The following is a 17,766-nucleotide window of genomic DNA, read 5'->3' as shown; positions in this document are numbered from 1 at the left end:
GCAGCAGCAGGCCATGCCCGTAACTGTTCTTGATCGTTATTCATGTGTTAATAGTTTGTACACTGGTATGACCTTGCTGTTTACAGCTTGGTAATCGTTACCTGCTCACGCAATTCCTCAATCAATTCACGCGCTGCGAGGTCATCCGAAAAAGCCGTCGCACTGCCGGATGCAACCCCTGTGCGGAATGCTTCATACAAGTTTGCCTGTAATACATACGTACCTACAAATCCGCCAATCATGGAATCACCCGCGCCAACTGAATTTTTGACCTTTCCTTTCGGCACGGTTGCATGATATACATCTGTCCCGGTGATGAACAATGCCCCTTCTCCGGCCATGGAGATCAGAACATGCTTGGCACCTGCTTCGAGCAATTTTCTACCGTAAGAAACGAGTTCCTCACGAGTCTCGATGGTTACGCCAAACAATTCGGCTAATTCATGATGATTTGGTTTGACCAGCAATGGTTGATGAATGAGTGCTTCCATCAGTGCAGGTCCTGTAGTATCAATGACGAACTCGGCTCCCGTCTGCTTGCAGACATGAATGAGACGATCATAGAAATCTGAACCGAGTGATGGCGGAACACTGCCGGACAGAATGACAATATCTTCTTTTTGCAAGGAAGATAACTTATGCAGCAGCTGATCAGCCTCCTCTGCACGAATGGCTGGTCCAAGACCATTAATCTCGGTTTCGTCCCCATGCTTCAGCTTGATGTTAATGCGAGTATCATCAGCAATGGTGACAAAGTCGGTTTGAATGGCTTCTTCCTGCAGCTTGTCGTTAATGAAGCGACCTGTAAAACCACCCAAAAATCCGATGGCCGTATTGGCTGCCCCAAGCTGATTCAGAATACGGGAAACGTTGATGCCTTTGCCGCCAGGGAGTTTCAAGTCCCGATTCATGCGGTTAAGTCCGCCTAGCTTCAGATCGTCCACTTCTACGATGTAATCAATGGACGGGTTGAGTGTTATCGTATATATCATCGCTATCCCTCAATTATTTTAGTTTTCTGGGTGATTACCGTCCGCCAATGTTCAGGCATTCGTTCTGTAATCAGATCCGCCTCCTCCAAATCAAACAATTTGGCAAAAGTAATATCCCCAATTTTGCTGGAATCAGCCAGCACATAGGATTTTCCTGACAATTGATGTGCACGCCTCTTAATCAAGGCTTCCTCCGGATCAGGCGTTGTATACCCCATCTCTGGGTCTACCCCGTTACTTCCGAGAAAACACTTGTCAAATCGGAAATTATCCATGTTCTGCAGCGCAATGCTGCCGATGACCGCTTTCGTATGAATTTTCATCATACCGCCAAGCAGGTAGCTGCGAATTCGCTTGCTCACCAGTGCCTCTACATGGGAAAGTCCGTTGGTTACAACCGTAACATCTCTGGCTTCGATAAAAGGAATCATAGCCAGCGTTGTCGTGCCAGCATCCAGGTAAATACATTCACCATTCTGAATCTCCTGTGCTGCCAAACGGGCAATGACTGTTTTTTGCTGAATGTTTTTGAACGTTTTCTCCTCCATGCCTGGTTCTAATGATTTCTCATTCACCAGTGAAGCACCACCATGAATACGTTTGAGCATCTGACGGCTTTCCAGATCAATCAAATCTCTTCTAATTGTGGATTCAGAAACGCCAAGCACATCTACCAGCTCTTGCAATTTCACAATTCCCTGTAAATGTAAGCGCTCTACAATTGCAGCATATCGTTCTTCAGTCAGCATATTCATTCCTCCAACTGCTTCTATAGTATCATAAATCCCGTAAAAAACAATCATTTTCATTCAAAATAATTTAAAAACCTTCAAAACCTTTCATCCATTCGACTTGTTTTCTTGAGCAGCTGTACCTTTCACGTGCCAACAGAGATGCATTAGATATTACAACCCGCAATCGCATTTGGCATGAGAAGCCTCAACTGCACTAAACCCTGGAAGTGATTAATGAAAGGTGATGCATGAGATGACCGATCGTATTCGTAAACGGCGACAACCTTGTGAACCCAAACAGCCCCAAAAAAGCACATCGCTTCACCCCGGGTGGATCTCCTCCAACTGGAGCGGTTATGCAAAGAGTGGATCACCCCGCAGCTATAAGCGAATTTCTGCAGAATGGATAGTCCCTTATGTGCTTCCCTCCCGCATGAACTCTTACTCCTCTGCCTGGATTGGCATTGATGGCTACAATAATACAGATCTGATTCAGACCGGAACCAGTCATGACTGGGTTAACGGCAAGCCGGTATATTATGCCTGGTGGGAGATACTTCCCGCCGCGGAGACAATGATTTCTTCCCCTGTATCACCGGGAGATAAAATGCAGGCGGCGATTACGAAAATCACACGTAAAACCTGGTGCATCACGTTGAAAAACGTAAGTAAAAGCTGGACATTCCGCACGGTACAACGTTATTCCGGCCCACAAGCCTCGGCAGAATGGATTGTTGAGGCACCTACTGTTGATGGTTTTACTGCTGCTTTGTCCAGATTTACCCCCATCCAGTTCCGCCATTGCCGGTTGAATGGACGTTCTCCTCAATTATGTTCCAATCTCAAAGGCATCATGATGCAAGGCAAACGAGTGCTTGCTGTTCCCGGTCCTGCCAATCGCTGCAAGGATGGTTTTGCCGTTCGGCGTGTATCCTGCAGTTAGTTGCCAGAAACAGGTTCTCTGCTCGAAAAAATCCTGCAGCAACCGCCGCTACTGACGGCAGTGCTGCAGGATTTTTGACAGTTACAGCAGTTCGTTGCTCACTATTCCGGTTTTGGCTTGAGCCATTTCCCCTCTTCATTAATGAAAGCTCCTTTGAAACGTCCCATCTCAAGCTGCTCAATCAGCTTATCCTCGTCGGTTGCCAAAATCTCGACCAGTTGTTCCAGGGTATAATACCTGGACGGATCATAATCCAGCAGAATCGGAACAGCCGTATCATATAACTCCCGGATCAGATTCTCAAGAGAATGCCGTCCAAGATTTGTCATCTGCTGATAAAACTGAAGCGATTGAGACACCACCGTACGAAACGATTTGTCCTTCAGATTCATCCATAACGTGTTACAAGCCTGAACACTCATATAATTCTGTTCCACATCAAAAAACTGCATTTCTTCAATCTTCATATACTTTTCTTGAAAAGCTACAATTTTGATCAAAGGTACATTGCGTAAACGCGATGCTCTTTTCACATGTGCTCTGAATTGATCATAACTCATCTGTTTGGTTTGTTTCATTAGTTCCATTCCTGATCCCTGCCTTTAACATGTTCCAAACGACATTTTACAATAAATTAAAGCCTCCTGCAAAACGGTGTTTACAAAAACAAAAAACCGCACAGCTCTGACACTGTACGGTAAGTTTATTAAACACATGCGTCTTTACTCAGCAAGAACGTTATTCGGATTCCAGACTGCCGTGAATTCTTGCTCTGCATAGGTATAAAACTGCTGTAAGATGTCCTCACGATCATCCAGAAACAATTGATCTGCTATAGCAGTAACCAGCTTGGGAATGGCAGCTCTGGTGCCCGAAATGGCAGAAGCGGATAAGCCGCAGCTCGCGAGTGCCGAATAATTGAAAACAAACAGTCCATGCAGTACCTGCTTCCCTTGCTCCGTTCTGCTTGTCATAGCAAAGCCAGGACTTAAAAATGGATGAGCATCCAACAAGGCACTGCGATATTCCTCTGGAGCATCAAAACAATCCTTCCAGCGTGCGATATGTTTCTCTACCAGTCCAAGCTCTGGCCTTAACGCAGGATCACTAAGCAGCCCGGTGCTGATGATGAGATAATCATACATAAACTGCCCATGGGGCGTCTGCACCTGAACTCCTTGTTCCTTCGCATCCACGCTCAGCCATGGAGAGTGAAGATGCAGAACAAACCCGGGCCAGGCGGCTGCGCGATTAAACGTATCATTGGTCGGCGGCTGATTATATTTGAAGAAATGGGAGATCACCTGATATTTATCAGCGACAGGCAGCGCGTGAAAACGTTCAATCATGCCAGATTGTTCCATCTGGCGTATCGGATTAACGCTAGGCAGCTGTTCCCGCCGTACAAATACATGTGCCTCCTGTACTCCTGAGGCTAATGCATAACTTGCATTATCGAAGGCGGAGGCCCCGCCGCCAAGGACAGCAATCTTTTTACCTTTTAAACGTTCAAAATCAATCACTTCCGAAGTATGGGCGTACATCTCCTTCGGTAATCGGTCAGCAATCATGGAAGGCACATGCCATTCGCCCCCTCCCTGGATGCCGGTTGCAAGCACCACTTTTCGAGCAAGGATAACGTTATTTTTTGTGCCCGGTCCTTCGTTATTCATTGTGCTTGGTTCTTCGATATGAAGGCGATGAATCCCGATATTTTTTTCCATCAGACCGTTTTCCACATGAGCATGAACAGCGGGTTCGATCAGCTTCAGCCTGACCTCGTTGCGCACAGGAAGCTCCAGCACCTCCCGATACCAGCGTAAATAGTTCATCCATTCTCCGCGCGGTATTTTGTCAAGCTTTTCCCATGCCTCACGTCCGTTCTGAGCCTCCCACCACGATCTGAATGTCAAGGATGGAATGCCCAGATCAATGGAGGTCAGATGTTTGGGAGTCCGCAAGGTTACCATTCGGGCATAGGTTTCCCAAGGCCCCTCTTGTCCAGCCGGATTCTCGTCAATGATCAGGATGTTCGATATCCGTTCACGCAGAAGACCAAATGCAGCGCCAAGGCCACTCTGACCACCGCCCACAATAACGACATCATACACATGGCCCTCTGCCTGCTCTTTGGCTCGCACCCAACTGGCCCCGCCATAAGACAGAAACGTCAAGTCATTTCTCACACGTTCATTCAATGCTTCCAGACTCATGAAGACCAATCCTTTCGTGACGATGAATCACTTGTCAGGTTTAATACTAAAGAACTATTAGCGTTATTATATGAGCACAGCCTGCTCAATTGAAGGTGATGGGAGCTTTATTGTCATGAAAGCCAAAAATAGGGGGCGTCCTTGTTTGTCCGCACGAAAACAAAGATATATGAGCTGACCATCGACCTCTACGGGCATTATCACGTTTTCCTTTTCATCCTTTATTCAAAGGTAGTTATTGATTGATCAATTACTACGGCACCGAAAAAACATATATAAACATCACCTCTCTATATTTCCTGAATCGCCTGAATTGTTTTCGTGATGCCCTCTTCAAAAGACGTTGCCGTAATTGGACCAATCTGCTCCTCATATTTGCGTCTGCTTAAAATCAGCGGCTCTTCGGTCAGATACAGCATCTCTACAATCTCTTTCATCACCGGTACGCCCAATCCCAGCAGTGACAATCCTACTTTTCCAAGTGCAATCACAGGCTTCCTTCTTCCCGCAGCTTTCTGCGCAATTCGTACGATATTTTGACCGGATATGAGACCTGTACCTGGAATGTTCCAGTTCTGTCCATATGCTGAATCTCTTCCAGCCAGTTTCACTACCATATCTGCAGCATCAGGCAAATACACATATTCCCTTGCAACCTTCATGTTACCGATAAAAAAGGCCATTTTTCCTTTGGCTATCGCTTCAAGAGTCGAACCGAGATAAGAGGCTTCATTGGCTGAAGGACCATAATAGTCGGGTAAACGAACGATCATGACCTGTGCTCTGCTCCATCTGTCACTAAACAACATCTGCTCATAGGCAAGCCGTGTTTTACCTTTGCGTGTATGGGGCTGCTTCGGGTGCTCCTCCGTTACTTCGTCCATTTGCCTTCTGCCATACGGGTAGATTCCATCAATCACAACCAATTTCTTGCCGAGATCTTCCGCTGCTTTCATCACTGATTCGCCCAGTGGAATTAACCTGGTTTCCATATCTTGATAAGGTACATTGGCACAATGAAACATTACATCCACGTCACGGGCAGCTTCGATCAGATCATCAGGATGCATTGCGTCACCAAGTACCATCTCCAGACATGCTGGTGAACCGAGCTTCCTTCCAAGCTGCTCCAGTTTGGATCTGGAACGACCCAAAGCAACGGTGTGAATGCCCTGCTTCACCAATTCCCTCGTAATGGCCTCACCTGTTCCACCTGTTGCTCCGATGACAATTGCTCGCTTCATTCAATCAACCTCTTTCGTATAATTATTGATCAATCAATTACTATGAAAATAATATAAACTATATTTAGTGATTGATCAATAACTATTTTAGAAAAAGGGCTTGCCCCTTTATTTGCCCATTAATTCCGGCATATCCAATGCAGTAGACATATTACAAAGCAGTCCAACAGCTAGAAAAATTTTGGTTCTCTCTTCAGCTTCAGCAATGCCCGCGTCCATGAAAGCTTTCAGTACCATCGCTCTGACCTCTCCAATCCCTTTTTGCATGGCCTGACGAATGACGTCTTCCCGAATGGTCTGAGCCTGGGTCTGAAGCAAAATCTCACTTTTATGGGATTCAATAATCTGTTCATAAGCACGAATCAAATCGGCCTCCAGCCGCTCAGGCTCAGCCGTCTCGACAACCTTCCGGAACGAGTCAATCACCCGAGTCCATGATACTTCCAGCGCCGATAATAACAGTTCTTCTTTTGTTTTGAAAAAACGGAATATATACGGCTGTGAGATCTGTGCACGCTCTGCCACCTGAGCCGTAGTAGCCCGGTAATATCCTGTTTCCGCGAACACTTCGATTGCTGCCGAGATCATGTCATCTCTCCGGTTTATTGATGTCGTTTTTTCTTTTGCCATCTCGCAATCCCCTTTTTTTTTGCAATATGTTATGAATTGATCAATAACTAGAAGTATATCGAAATCACATCAGCAACGCAAAAGAGAAATAGAGAACCACTCATAAGTTGAATTGAAATTCACGGCGACCGCGTTTACCGCCGGAGAGAGTAAAATATACATCTAAGGTTAACCTTATAGAAGCAATATTCTTTCCACAAACCTGTTGCAAAATGATAAATCACATGATATATTAATTGAGCCATCAATGATTGACGTATCAAATATTGATCCATCAACGATTGAGCGTAGCTACAGAATCATGAGGCAATGGCATTGTATACTGGCAACTTTAATTATTTGTTAACATACGCCGTTGTTGATTGGATTCACCCGGGAGGTCTAGTCATGACACGTATGGTTTCCAAAGAAGAGCAGATCATTAATCTGCTGAATGTGCTGGGGAACAAAATCAGTCCCAAGTTTGAACGCTGCACCGGGATCAGTTCCTCTCGCTTTGAAATTCTGCATGAGCTGGATCAGGTTGACGAGATTAACCAGTCTATGCTTCAGAAGATCATTAACATCGACAGTGCTGCTATTACTCGCCACCTGAAACAACTCGAAGCCGACCAGATGGTTACAAGACGCAAAAATCCTGAGGATAATCGGGTAACTTTTGTCCGTCTGACAGACCATGGGCGCAAACAGATTGAAGGATATAAAGCAGAGAAAACCAATTATATTCATCAGATTCTGGACGGTTTCAGTGAAGATGAGATTCATGCGCTCGCCGATTTCTTGGAACGTATGCAAAACAATTTTTAAACCATATATAGAGGAGAGATTTCCATGTCTACAACACAAAGCAAATTCCAAAAAACAAATGATTTTAATGAAATTACCTACGGCCGTCGTTCCGTCAAATTGTATGATCCAGAAGTGAAAATCAGCCGTGAAGAAATGACGGAAATTTTGGCAGAGGCTTCCCGTGCCCCATCTTCCGTGAACATGCAGCCTTGGCGTTTTCTTGTAGTAGATTCACCTGAAGGTAAAGAGAAGCTTGCCCCGCTCGCACGCTTTAACCAAAATCAAGTGCTGACTTCTGCTGCAGTGATCGGTGTATTCATCGACATGAACAATGGCGAGTATCTGGAAGAGATTTTTGGTAAAGCCGTTGAGCACGGATTTATGCCAAAAGAAGTTGCAGAACAGCAAGTAAAAGTGGTTAAACCTTATTATGACAATATGCCTGCTTCCGATCTGCGTGACGTGAACCTGATTGATGCTGGTCTGGTTTCCATGCAATTGATGCTCGCTGCACGTGCTCACGGTTATGACACCAATCCAATCGGTGGTTACGAAAAAGCTCAAATCGCTGAAACGTTTGGCATGGACAAAGACCGCTATCAGCCGGTAATGCTGATCTCGATTGGTAAATCGGCCAAAGAAGGTCACCCTTCTTACCGTCTGCCAGTAGACACAATTACAACCTGGGCATAAGTTCAAAAGTACATTTTTTCTAGAAAGACCCGGATTAAAGCACACTGATCATTGTTCAAATTCAGAGCTGCTCTTATTACCAATAACCAGCTTCACTTATTTCAATTCAATGGAGGTTTTTCACCATGATTATCATTCATGCACATCTGCAAGTACAAGCCGCTCAAGAGCAAGCTTTTCTGAACGCTGCCAAAGAATTGATTGCTGCAACACGCCAAGAAGAAGGCAACATCAGCTATGATCTTGTTAAAAGCACAGAACGTGAACAAAGCTACACGATGATCGAGCTGTGGAAAGATGAAGCTGCAACAGCGGCTCATAACTCAAGTGCTCACTTCCAGGCTTTTGTTCAACAAGCTGCAGCATTTATGGCTGCACCGATGAACGTAGAAGTATTTGCAGGCGAAGCAGTTAAACAGTAATCGTCTTAAAGAAATCTACGAAATACAAAGCCTCACATCTTGCAGAATCGCTTGGAATTCACCATAGGGTGAGTTTCAGGCGATTTTGCGTAATATAAAGCTGGAAAAGGTGCTCGTATTTCCCATGTCCCTCCTGAAATGATACAATGTTAGCATCTACATACAATTAACCATCTGGAGGTATATGCTGATGAATATGAAAAAAAGCTTGCTGTCAGGTTTTCTGGCTCTGGCTCTAACTTCCTCCCTGCTCGTCTCCACTAATGTAAGCGCAAACAATTCTGCTGAATCAAGCTCTCCACTCTCCTACTCTCTCGTAACCAAAGGATATGATTGGGGGCCTGGTGTTTACAAGATCATTTTGGATACAGGTACCACCATTCAAGGAAATTCACTGACCAAAGACACATTTAAGGTACTCGCAGAACGGAGTTATCCGATGATTAATTTTCAAACACAGCAAACGTATGATGGATCGGATAGCAGCAGCCGAACGATAGAGAAAGCCTTCCTTTCCGATAAAAATGGCAATCCAATCTCCATGTCCAGCGGCCAATACATTACAATTGAGATGAAAGTGCATCCCGATCTGATGACCGCCAGCCCGTTTATGTTCGATCTGCAGTCCTTTACCAATCGATATGTTGACCTGCAATATACGATCATTCAGCAAAAATCCCTTCAGGATCAGGCAGGAAATGTTATTGATTATTTGACAACAAGACCGGATACACCTCACACGATGATTGAGCAAGGTGTTGAGCCGTTTGACCTGACAGGCAAGTTCAAATACAAGGACTCCAAATACGGTGAGATTCAGCTGACTTATGCCTCATATATGCCTGAGACCAGCAAGAAAAAACCGTTGATCATCTGGCTTCACGGTGCAGGTGAAGGTGGAACCGACCCGAGAATTGCTCTGCTTGGCAACAAAGTAACCGCATTAGCTGATGAATCGATCCAGAAATATTTTGGGGATGCCGCTGTGCTGGTTCCTCAAACCCCGACCTTCTGGATGAATGACGGCACAGGGCAGTACACCAAGGATGGAAAGAGTATGTATACCAAGTCACTAACTGCTTTGATCAAACAATATGTTAAACAGCATGCTGCAGATATTGATACGGATCGCATTTACATTGGCGGGTGCTCCAACGGCGGATTTATGACCCTGAACATGCTGCTGGCCAACCCCGATTACTTCGCGGCTGCTTATCCTTCCGCTGAAGCATACGACGATTCCTGGTTAACCAAACAGGATATAGCCAAGCTGAAAAATATTCCGATCTGGTTCACAGCTGCAGGAGCAGATCAGACGGTGGATACATCCAAAACGTCAACAGCTACCTACAAACGCTTGATCGCTGCGGGAGCCAAAAATGTTCATTACTCCTATTTTGATAAAGTGTTGGATATGAGTGGGGTGTACTCCAAAGGCAACGGCGACAACGCTCCGTATGAGTACAACGGACACTGGTCCTGGATTCCTGTGTTAAACAACGACATCTCCAAGGACTTCAATGGCAAACCTGTCAAAATGAAAGGTAAAGCCGTAACGCTGATGGGGTGGCTGGCTAATCAGAAGAAATAACAGGCAAGTGCTTGTCCAGCTAGCAGGATGCGAAGAAGGGGCTAGCAGCACAAAATATTGTACGTAAAATGGGACGCAAGATCGTCGAGTAGAGTCCGGGAGCCGCATATGCGGCTCCTTTTCCACTATACCGGCTTCTGCTTATTGCATCACTACAGACCGCGTGCCGGAGGGATGCTTTGCGGATTGTTGAACACATTTTTCGGATCATATTTGGCTTTCACCCTACGTAATCTGGCGTAGTTGGCACCATAGTATACCTGCCCTGAATTTTTAATCCCCTGATCGGGAACGTTGATGTAAGAACCCTCGATATACGGCTGTAATTTCTTGCGAGTTTGACGAACAAGTGCGATATTTTTAGCGGCATGGGATGGCTTGAGCCACGTACTGTTCCATTCCACGTAGAACTTCTCTTTGCGCCAGAAGAACGCTGTTGATCTAGGTGATTTGCGGCTTACCGCTCCGCCCCAGTTGAGGAAATAGAATCCGCCTGGTCCCTCTTCCAGATTTTCCAAAAATGCTCGCATGGATTTAAACGCTTTGTCGGGGAATGGTTTTCGTCCAAAACCGGACGAGAACTGGTTGCTGAACCTTTGAGTCTCGATTGGATCAGGAAGCAATAAAAACTTTACAACTTCCGTATACGGTAACAACCGAACAATGGAGCTCGTCGGTGTGCCAACACTCGTAATTGGCTGCAATAGCCTGAGTGCCTCTGTTTTGGAGCCCAAGAACAGCCCCTCCATGATGACATTGCCACCCTTTTTCGGTCCGATGGACAATTCGCTGCCCAATCTGGTATCCACCGATGGAGCCCATTTCTGCCATACTTTAAGTACCTTCTCGAATTGAGCCCACGGCCAGGTGATTTTAAATACAGTAGCCTTCGCTGGAGCACGACGCACCTTGAATTTGTAACGGGTATACACTCCAAAGTTACCGCCGCCGCCTCCCCGTGAGGCCCAGAAAAGATCAGCATTGCGATGTTTATTGGCCCGAATCACTTTTCCGTTCGCATCCACCATCTCCACCTCAAGCAGATTATCACTGATGAGACCTATGGTGCGCTGGAGTGGTCCAATTCCCCCGCCCAAGGTAATTCCCCCGATTCCGACGGTTGGGCTGTCACCAAAAGGAGCAATGAATCCTTGCTTGGCGAGAGTATTTGCAATCCTTCCCACTCGGTTTCCTGTTCCAACAACAACCGTTCCATTTTTTTTGTCCAGCTTGATTGTATTCAAATCACTAACATCAATGACGATCCCACCGTTGACCTGCGACAGATTAACCTCAAGCGCATGTCTGCCACTTCGCGGCCGGATCGGAACGTTATTTTCACGAGCCCACTTGATGGCATTGGAGACATCTTTCGTTTTTTGGGCAAAAACAAATACTTTAGGATACCTGTCGGTATGCGGGTCCCAGTTTTTCCGCGCTGCTTCATAGCCCGGTTCCCCTTTAAAGATGACACGTCCAGTCAATTTTGTTTTTGACTTCACATATTCCACTCCTTACATTGTCGATTGTTAACAGTAATTCTGCATTAGGCATTTTATACTGTATGACCGACATCCGCGGAGGGAATGGGCGTAGACTGGCCAGAACGCAAAAAAATCCCCCCAGAGCCACTAACAGCCTGAGGGAATTTAATTTTGTTGTAGTGCGTTAGCCAGGTCCAGCGTGAGCGTTCACTGAACCGCCTTCGAAATCGGCATAGCTGCTTATGAGTTGTCCGGCTCAATCTTAATGAGCTTGCGCGGCTCCTGTTCTTTTTCACCGTACCAGAGCAGCACATCTGCTAACAGATCCATGATGCGAATAAAGCTTTTTTTATCAGCCTCCGTAATCTGGTCTGCCAGCTTGAAAATATCATCGAAACACAGCTCACGCACAAACGCAGTATATTTCATGTAGACCTCTCGGCCCTTGTCCGAAGGTTTGACGTAAATATCTTTGCGGTTGCCGCTTAAATGATATTTTTCGAGCAGCCCTTTTTCGGTCAGGTTTTTCACATTTTTGGAAAAGGTACTGCGGCTAACGCCCAAACGCGCGGCCATCTCGGACATCTTCTCTTCCTGATCCTCTGCCTCTAAAATATATTCGAGTGTCTGAATCTGAGCAGCAGAGAACGTCATATCTGTTCCGTAGCTTCGCTGAAGCTTGTAGGTGTTGGAGTAAGCATTGCCGTACTTGATGATCTTCTCGACAAGTTCGCGATGTTCACCCATCCAATCTAATTTCATTCGTAATCCCTTTCGTCCTCAAATTCTCTCTCTTTTACTCTACTGAAATCAGAGGCGTTTTTCAATCCATGCAATAGCTTCTTCAATGACTTCATCCCGTGCCGTTTCATTGAAAATTTCATGCATGAGATGGGCATAGATTTTCAGTGTTTTATCCTTTGAAGCGATATCTCCGTAAAAGTCCCGAGAATCCTTTTCGCTTACGAGTCCGTCATTCGCTCCATGCATCACCAGCACTGGATCAACAAATTGTTTGGCGTTCTCTTTAAGCCATTCCACGCCATAACCCAGGCTGTTAAACAAATCCACTGAGATCTGCTTCTCTACGAGCGGGTCATTGGCGTAAGCGGATACCACTTCCGGGTCACTACATACCCCGTTGCCGAGTTCGTTCGGGAAATATGTGCCTGCTGGCAGCTCCATCGGAAGTTCTCCAGCCACCTTTGTATTGTAACGGGTAAGTGCTCCCGACAACACGATGCCTTTCACTTTTCCCGGATATTTCGTTCCAAACGATGAAGAAGCAAAGCCGCCCATGCTATGTCCAATAATATACAGCGGAGTATCTCCGATCTCCTGCAGCACAGCCTCCACTACAGCATTCACATCATCAATCAAATGATGAAAGTCACTATAAAATGTGCGTGCCCCTTCCGATCTGGCATGACCCCGATGGTCGAAACGATATACGTTAAATCCGCGTGCATTCAGCTTCTCTGTCACATAATCATACCGGCTGGCATGCTCAGCCAATCCGTGTACGATGACTACCGCAGCCTTTGCATTCTCCACAGTATCCTTGCTGAAATAAAGCTGTGTACCGTCAAAAGATTGAAGCGTTGTTTCGATTCTAGTCATCGCATATCCCATCCTTTTTGTATTTTAATATCCATTATAAATAATATTGTTTCTCACAGAAACAATATATCATTCCATCATTCCATTTGTCCAGCATTTTTTGAAGCGTTTACATTTTGAGTTTTGAAGCTTTTCTATATGCATCGCATAGAACTGCAAATAAACCACTTCAATGTGAAGTGGTTTAAAAGTCAAATATGGTGCTCTTTTTACATTTCTTTTTGTACTACTTATTGCTGATTCATCTCATCAACAGCCGTTTTACCAGCAATCCGTCCAAACGTAAAGATATCCGTCAAGGCATTGCCACCTAAACGATTGCCTGCGTGAATACCGCCTGCGACTTCCCCCGCAGCATACAGATGTGCAATAGGTTGACCTTTTTCATTCAATACACGAGTTTGGGTGTCGATTTTGATACCGCCCATCGTATGGTGGACCGCCGGTTTTCTAGGCGTAGCATAGAATGGAGCCTTCTCCACTTTTAAGCTAAACGTATCCTTGTGGAATTCTGGATCAAAGCCCGCATCTACGTAAGAGTTATACTTATCAACGGTCGATCTGAGAACCTGAGGGTCCATACCCACTTTCACTGCCAGCTCTTCAATCGTATCCGCTTTAAACAGCGTACCTGCTTCTACCTGCCGATCTATTTTTTCCTGGCTGGTATTTGCGGCGGTTTTCTTGATTTCGTCATCCGCAATCAGATAAAATAAACTTCCTTGCTCAATCGCCGCTTTGGTTAAGACATCTCGTCCAGAGAATTCGTTGACAAACCGTTCTCCCTTTTTGTTAACAATGACGAAGTTTTCAGGCGGTACTTGCAGCCCACTGAAAAGCTCGCCCGTTTCCGGGTCAGCTACCGGCATCATTTGCGTGAAGCCCATGCCTGTCAGTGCGGCTCCTGCACTCTTGCCAAGCGATATTCCGTCACCCGTCATCGCGTAGGAATTCGTAGTTTTGATATCATCGTCAATATGGCTCCAGTACGTGTTATATTCCTTGAGCATCTGCGTATTTGCACCAAAACCACCACTGGCAAGCACAACCGCTTTTGCATGAACCGTAATTTTCTGACCGTTTACACCCGTTGCAATGACACCTGCAATTTTTCCATCTTCAATAATCAATTGTTTTACCGGGGTATCTGTAATAATTTGTCCGCCATTGTCTTCTACATATTTGCTAAGCGCAATGATAAATGCAGATCCGTAACTTTTGACAGGCTTGTGACCACGGCGCCACAGAGCACCTACTGGAGCAAATACGATGCTTTTATCATATTCAACACCGATATCCTCAAGCCATTGCACACTTTCCAGGGCACGATCGGTAAGCACTTTAACCAGATCATACTGTCCATAGATCGTGGTACCATTCAAGTCGGTTCGTTTGCCCCCGAAATACGTTTGCATTCTGTGCAGCAGCGGGGAATCGAATAAATAAGCCTTTTCTGTGCCAAACTTCTCCTGATATGCTGCAAATTCTGCTTTCAACGCATGGAAATCATCGATATATTCCGGATGAATCAGGCTTTCATCGGTACTTAACAGGTTCTCAATTGTTTGTCGTTCCCCCGGATTCTCACTAAATTGCTGCTGCCATACAGGGTCTGCCGCGTTAACAGGACCACCTGAACGGATCGTGTTCCCCCCAACAGCAGGATATTTCTCAAGCACAATTGCACTTGCCCCCTGCTGTAATGCGGTAGCAGCCGCACTGAGTCCTGCGCCGCCTCCCCCTACAACGACTACATCACAAGTATATTCCTCATCATCCTTCATCTGGCTGCTGGCAGGTTTTGGACGTCTTTTCAGAATGTCCGGGTTCACTCCGGCCAGTTTAACTGCTTTGGCGACACCGTTGATGACAGCGTTACTTGTCTCGGAAGCACCGGATAGCGCATCCACATTCAGCGTCTGTCCTTCAATGATTTTATTCGGGATTCTTACAAAAACGACATCGGCGATGCCTTCGGTTTCCCCCTGGGAATCAATATCAATACGTTCGATCCGATTTTCACTAAAGGATACCTTCATCGGCAGATTGCCGCTGTGACCGATCGCATTGACCTCATACACACCAGGCTTATAGGTGAACTCCTCTTCCTCATTGAGCTGATTGGAAATTTTGGCAAAGCGAAGGAATCGAAGGAAGCATACTTCCAGAAAATCAATCGTTCCTTCACTGTTCAGGTTTCCTGCTTCATCAAATGCTTTATGTGCACTACCAAGCAAAAACTCATATCCTGGCATCACGTTCGCTTCAACACCCGGTGCATCCAGAATTTGACGAAGATGCAGCTGTGCACGCGATGAACCCTGCGTTCCCTGTGACGCACCAATAATCATGACCGGCTTGCCAGCAAGCGGATGGATTTCAAAGCTCAGCCATTCCAGCAGGCTTTTCAGGGATGAAGGAATGGAATGGTTATATTCCGGAGTTGCAATAATCACGCCATCACTTGCTATAATTTTTTCGTTAAACGATTGTATAATTGCACTGTTCGTTTGGTTATCGGATTGATTAAACATCGGAACATCGGTAATATCAAGGATTTCAATGTCTGCTCTGGACTCAAAATGCTTTTGCATGAATTGAAGCAGCTTGCGATTATATGATTTCTTTGCATTTGTGCCAACGATCGCTATGATTTTCATTGTAGTTAGCCCCCTACTCTTGCCAGGAAAATTTTTTCGTTTTTTTCTTCAACGTCCGTTTTGACAGCAGCTCTGTTGTGATCTCCGTAAACAAAACAAACTCTCTGAAAATTTCCTCAAGCTCCGCCACTTTCTCAGCACTGATCAGACTGCCGCTGTTATCAAATGCACTCTGTGATTTTCCTAGAAGAAACTCGCTGCTTGGCATCATTCTCGCACCAAGTTCAGGTGAGTCCAAAATCTGTCTGAGATGCGCCTGTGCTCTGGAAGAACCAAGCGAGCCGTGGGAAGCACCCACGATCAGAACAGGCTTGTCTTTTAAGGTTTGAGTGGTATAACTGACCCATTCCAGCGCACTTTTCAACACAGCAGGAATCGCGTGATCATACTCTGGCGTAGCGATGATGATGCCTTCTGCTTTGGAGATTTGGTCCAACAACTGTTGTACCTTCTCAGGAATATCAGCTTCAGCTTCCTCCAGATCATCCTTTTCGATAAAAGCAGGCAAATCCTTGATTTCAAACAGGTCAATCCGGGCCTCACTGGCAAAATGCTTTTGCATAAATTGAAGCAGCGTACGGTTCGTTGATACATCCGAATTCGTGCCCACAATAGCTAAATAATTCATCGTAATCCCCTCTCTGTCATTCGAAAATCATGTTCGTCAATGTCAGACTCGATCTTTCGGCATAACCTTAACATATTAAAGCTCGAATGATCTAATAGTTATTCATTGCAGTTTGATAACCAATTTGTTATAATCAGCTCAAATTCAAAGTTTGTTATTTTTTTCACAAAGGGTGAGCGACATGTCTAAATTAGAATCACAGGATATTTTATGTTACATCGACAGCCTTTTGAAATACAGCAACTTTAGCAAAGCAGCCCAATCCCTTTATATTTCTCAGCCCTACCTGACCAAGGTAATCAAAAAAGTTGAAAGTCAGTTAGATTGTGAGCTGATTACTCGCAACAAACTTCCATACCGGTTAACCGAGCAGGGAAAAATCTATTATCAGTACCTGACTTCACTCGAACATAGCTACGCCAAGCTCATGAAAGAAATCTCATATGCATCAGATATCGGTAATAAAGTGTTGCGAATCGGGATTCTGCCTAGCCTGGGTTCTTATTTGACACCTCTTTTTTTACCGGCATTTTTACAGCTTCATCCTGCCTATAAGATTAATCTTGTAGAGGATCTGCCTGAAAAAAATGAAAAACGGATTCAAAATTATGAATTGGACTTCTGGATTGGGCAAAATTCGAGCAGTATTTCCCCAAATCTAAACTCATTTAGTTGGGGAAGGCACAGCTACCGGGCTGTCATTCCGCGCGGCTGTGAACTATACCAGAACAATGTTGCCGTCATCCCGGAGGGAACGCTTGATATCTCTACCATTCTGAGCCAACCGCTTGTGTTAACGTCCAAAGGCTCTGCCGTCCGTAAACAGATCGATCAATTACTTAGTGTGCACAAGATACAACCGAGCATCGTGATGGAAAGCAATGAAATTCACACGGTGTTGAAGCTGGCCAAACATAATATGGGCCTGACTATCATTCCAGAAAGTGTCCGGATTGACGAGTCTCCTTCGGATTACAATATCTACCCGATTCCGATTGATAAAATGAGTCTGGATTATTTTATAGCACATCATGGGGAAAGAAAGCTTACGAGTGTAGATCATGACCTTATCCATACTTTTCTGAATCATGGACAACAATGCGCAGTGTAGGAGGAAGTTGGC

General features: G+C 45.3%; 17 protein-coding genes. 6 read left to right on the top strand and 11 right to left on the bottom strand.

All coding sequences use genetic code 11. The features are described 5' to 3' along the window. Positions 1–80: 80 nt before the first annotated feature. Together pfkB and ACQSGY_RS15090 are read right to left on the bottom strand one after the other, a co-directional pair. Positions 81–992: a 1-phosphofructokinase gene (pfkB, locus tag ACQSGY_RS15095; protein WP_216513223.1), complete on the bottom strand. Its 912-nt coding sequence runs from the start codon at positions 990–992 to the stop codon at positions 81–83. A 2-nt stretch (positions 993–994) separates the two neighbouring features. After that, positions 995–1,741, bottom strand: coding sequence for a DeoR/GlpR family DNA-binding transcription regulator (locus ACQSGY_RS15090; RefSeq protein WP_111273017.1), 747 nt, complete (start codon positions 1,739–1,741; stop codon positions 995–997). A gap of 238 nt (positions 1,742–1,979) precedes the next feature. On the opposite strand from ACQSGY_RS15090, the gene ACQSGY_RS15085 reads away from it, so the two are divergent. Further along, a complete protein-coding gene (locus tag ACQSGY_RS15085) occupies positions 1,980–2,669 on the top strand; it encodes a G1 family glutamic endopeptidase (RefSeq protein ID WP_427052486.1) in 690 nt (229 codons plus the stop codon). A 101-nt stretch (positions 2,670–2,770) separates the two neighbouring features. Here ACQSGY_RS15085 and ACQSGY_RS15080 read toward each other — a convergent pair whose 3' ends face one another. The 4 genes from ACQSGY_RS15080 to ACQSGY_RS15065 form a co-directional block, all read right to left on the bottom strand. Then, complete coding sequence (locus ACQSGY_RS15080) at positions 2,771–3,247, bottom strand: hypothetical protein (RefSeq protein WP_216513221.1); 477 nt, start codon at positions 3,245–3,247, stop codon at positions 2,771–2,773. A 144-nt stretch (positions 3,248–3,391) separates the two neighbouring features. Further along, complete coding sequence (locus ACQSGY_RS15075) at positions 3,392–4,882, bottom strand: FAD/NAD(P)-binding protein (RefSeq protein WP_427052485.1); 1,491 nt, start codon at positions 4,880–4,882, stop codon at positions 3,392–3,394. A gap of 290 nt (positions 4,883–5,172) precedes the next feature. Then, positions 5,173–6,126, bottom strand: coding sequence for an SDR family NAD(P)-dependent oxidoreductase (locus ACQSGY_RS15070; RefSeq protein ID WP_427052484.1), 954 nt, complete (start codon positions 6,124–6,126; stop codon positions 5,173–5,175). 108 nt (positions 6,127–6,234) lie between these two features. Then, the gene (locus tag ACQSGY_RS15065) at positions 6,235–6,756 is read right to left on the bottom strand and encodes a TetR/AcrR family transcriptional regulator (RefSeq protein WP_427052483.1); all 522 of its coding nucleotides are present in this window, start codon (positions 6,754–6,756) and stop codon (positions 6,235–6,237) included. 387 nt (positions 6,757–7,143) lie between these two features. Between ACQSGY_RS15065 and ACQSGY_RS15060 the strand changes: the two genes are divergently transcribed. The 4 genes from ACQSGY_RS15060 to ACQSGY_RS15045 all read left to right on the top strand — a co-directional run bounded on the left by ACQSGY_RS15060 (position 7,144) and on the right by ACQSGY_RS15045 (position 10,251). Continuing rightward, on the top strand, positions 7,144–7,563 hold the full coding sequence (locus ACQSGY_RS15060; protein ID WP_188593007.1) for a MarR family winged helix-turn-helix transcriptional regulator: 420 nt from the start codon (positions 7,144–7,146) through the stop codon (positions 7,561–7,563). Between the two features lie 24 nt (positions 7,564–7,587). After that, positions 7,588–8,238 carry a nitroreductase family protein gene (locus ACQSGY_RS15055; protein ID WP_111273009.1) on the top strand — a complete coding sequence of 217 codons (651 nt, stop codon included), beginning with the start codon at positions 7,588–7,590 and terminating at the stop codon, positions 8,236–8,238. A gap of 125 nt (positions 8,239–8,363) precedes the next feature. Then, the gene (locus ACQSGY_RS15050; protein WP_111273008.1) at positions 8,364–8,660 is read left to right on the top strand and encodes a putative quinol monooxygenase; all 297 of its coding nucleotides are present in this window, start codon (positions 8,364–8,366) and stop codon (positions 8,658–8,660) included. 190 nt (positions 8,661–8,850) lie between these two features. After that, on the top strand, positions 8,851–10,251 hold the full coding sequence (locus ACQSGY_RS15045; RefSeq protein ID WP_427052482.1) for a prolyl oligopeptidase family serine peptidase: 1,401 nt from the start codon (positions 8,851–8,853) through the stop codon (positions 10,249–10,251). Between the two features lie 152 nt (positions 10,252–10,403). Here ACQSGY_RS15045 and ACQSGY_RS15040 read toward each other — a convergent pair whose 3' ends face one another. The 5 genes from ACQSGY_RS15040 to ACQSGY_RS15020 all read right to left on the bottom strand — a co-directional run bounded on the left by ACQSGY_RS15040 (position 10,404) and on the right by ACQSGY_RS15020 (position 16,643). Further along, the gene (locus ACQSGY_RS15040) at positions 10,404–11,753 is read right to left on the bottom strand and encodes an FAD-binding protein (protein WP_145402933.1); all 1,350 of its coding nucleotides are present in this window, start codon (positions 11,751–11,753) and stop codon (positions 10,404–10,406) included. Positions 11,754–11,975: 222 nt separating this feature from the next. Then, a complete protein-coding gene (locus tag ACQSGY_RS15035; RefSeq protein WP_145402934.1) occupies positions 11,976–12,497 on the bottom strand; it encodes a MarR family winged helix-turn-helix transcriptional regulator in 522 nt (173 codons plus the stop codon). A gap of 48 nt (positions 12,498–12,545) precedes the next feature. Further along, positions 12,546–13,355, bottom strand: coding sequence for a lysophospholipase (locus ACQSGY_RS15030; protein WP_427052481.1), 810 nt, complete (start codon positions 13,353–13,355; stop codon positions 12,546–12,548). A gap of 230 nt (positions 13,356–13,585) precedes the next feature. After that, the gene (locus ACQSGY_RS15025) at positions 13,586–16,015 is read right to left on the bottom strand and encodes a flavocytochrome c (RefSeq protein WP_427052480.1); all 2,430 of its coding nucleotides are present in this window, start codon (positions 16,013–16,015) and stop codon (positions 13,586–13,588) included. 13 nt (positions 16,016–16,028) lie between these two features. Continuing rightward, positions 16,029–16,643: an NADPH-dependent FMN reductase gene (locus ACQSGY_RS15020; protein ID WP_216513211.1), complete on the bottom strand. Its 615-nt coding sequence runs from the start codon at positions 16,641–16,643 to the stop codon at positions 16,029–16,031. A 181-nt stretch (positions 16,644–16,824) separates the two neighbouring features. Between ACQSGY_RS15020 and ACQSGY_RS15015 the strand changes: the two genes are divergently transcribed. Beyond that, entirely contained in the window at positions 16,825–17,754 is a 930-nt protein-coding gene (locus ACQSGY_RS15015; protein WP_427052479.1) for a LysR substrate-binding domain-containing protein, read from the top strand. Positions 17,755–17,766 lie beyond the last annotated feature (12 nt).

Source organism: Paenibacillus sp. TC-CSREp1 (assembly GCF_050171015.1).
In the GTDB taxonomy this organism is placed as follows: Bacteria; Bacillota; Bacilli; order Paenibacillales; family Paenibacillaceae; genus Paenibacillus; species Paenibacillus silvae.
The sequence above is the reverse complement of the archived record's forward strand: the minus strand, read 5'-3'. Positions and strand labels throughout refer to the sequence as shown.

Coding starts and splice junctions, on each gene's coding strand:
- ACQSGY_RS15090 (WP_111273017.1), bottom strand. CDS start 1,741: ATGCTGACTGAAGAACGATATGCTGCAATTGTAGAGCGCTTACATTTA.
- ACQSGY_RS15030 (WP_427052481.1), bottom strand. CDS start 13,355: ATGACTAGAATCGAAACAACGCTTCAATCTTTTGACGGTACACAGCTT.
- ACQSGY_RS15070 (WP_427052484.1), bottom strand. CDS start 6,126: ATGAAGCGAGCAATTGTCATCGGAGCAACAGGTGGAACAGGTGAGGCC.
- ACQSGY_RS15025 (WP_427052480.1), bottom strand. CDS start 16,015: ATGAAAATCATAGCGATCGTTGGCACAAATGCAAAGAAATCATATAAT.
- ACQSGY_RS15080 (WP_216513221.1), bottom strand. CDS start 3,247: ATGAAACAAACCAAACAGATGAGTTATGATCAATTCAGAGCACATGTG.
- ACQSGY_RS15015 (WP_427052479.1), top strand. CDS start 16,825: ATGTCTAAATTAGAATCACAGGATATTTTATGTTACATCGACAGCCTT.
- pfkB (WP_216513223.1), bottom strand. CDS start 992: ATGATATATACGATAACACTCAACCCGTCCATTGATTACATCGTAGAA.
- ACQSGY_RS15065 (WP_427052483.1), bottom strand. CDS start 6,756: ATGGCAAAAGAAAAAACGACATCAATAAACCGGAGAGATGACATGATC.
- ACQSGY_RS15020 (WP_216513211.1), bottom strand. CDS start 16,643: ATGAATTATTTAGCTATTGTGGGCACGAATTCGGATGTATCAACGAAC.
- ACQSGY_RS15055 (WP_111273009.1), top strand. CDS start 7,588: ATGTCTACAACACAAAGCAAATTCCAAAAAACAAATGATTTTAATGAA.
- ACQSGY_RS15075 (WP_427052485.1), bottom strand. CDS start 4,882: ATGAGTCTGGAAGCATTGAATGAACGTGTGAGAAATGACTTGACGTTT.
- ACQSGY_RS15045 (WP_427052482.1), top strand. CDS start 8,851: ATGAATATGAAAAAAAGCTTGCTGTCAGGTTTTCTGGCTCTGGCTCTA.
- ACQSGY_RS15050 (WP_111273008.1), top strand. CDS start 8,364: ATGATTATCATTCATGCACATCTGCAAGTACAAGCCGCTCAAGAGCAA.
- ACQSGY_RS15035 (WP_145402934.1), bottom strand. CDS start 12,497: ATGAAATTAGATTGGATGGGTGAACATCGCGAACTTGTCGAGAAGATC.
- ACQSGY_RS15060 (WP_188593007.1), top strand. CDS start 7,144: ATGACACGTATGGTTTCCAAAGAAGAGCAGATCATTAATCTGCTGAAT.
- ACQSGY_RS15085 (WP_427052486.1), top strand. CDS start 1,980: ATGACCGATCGTATTCGTAAACGGCGACAACCTTGTGAACCCAAACAG.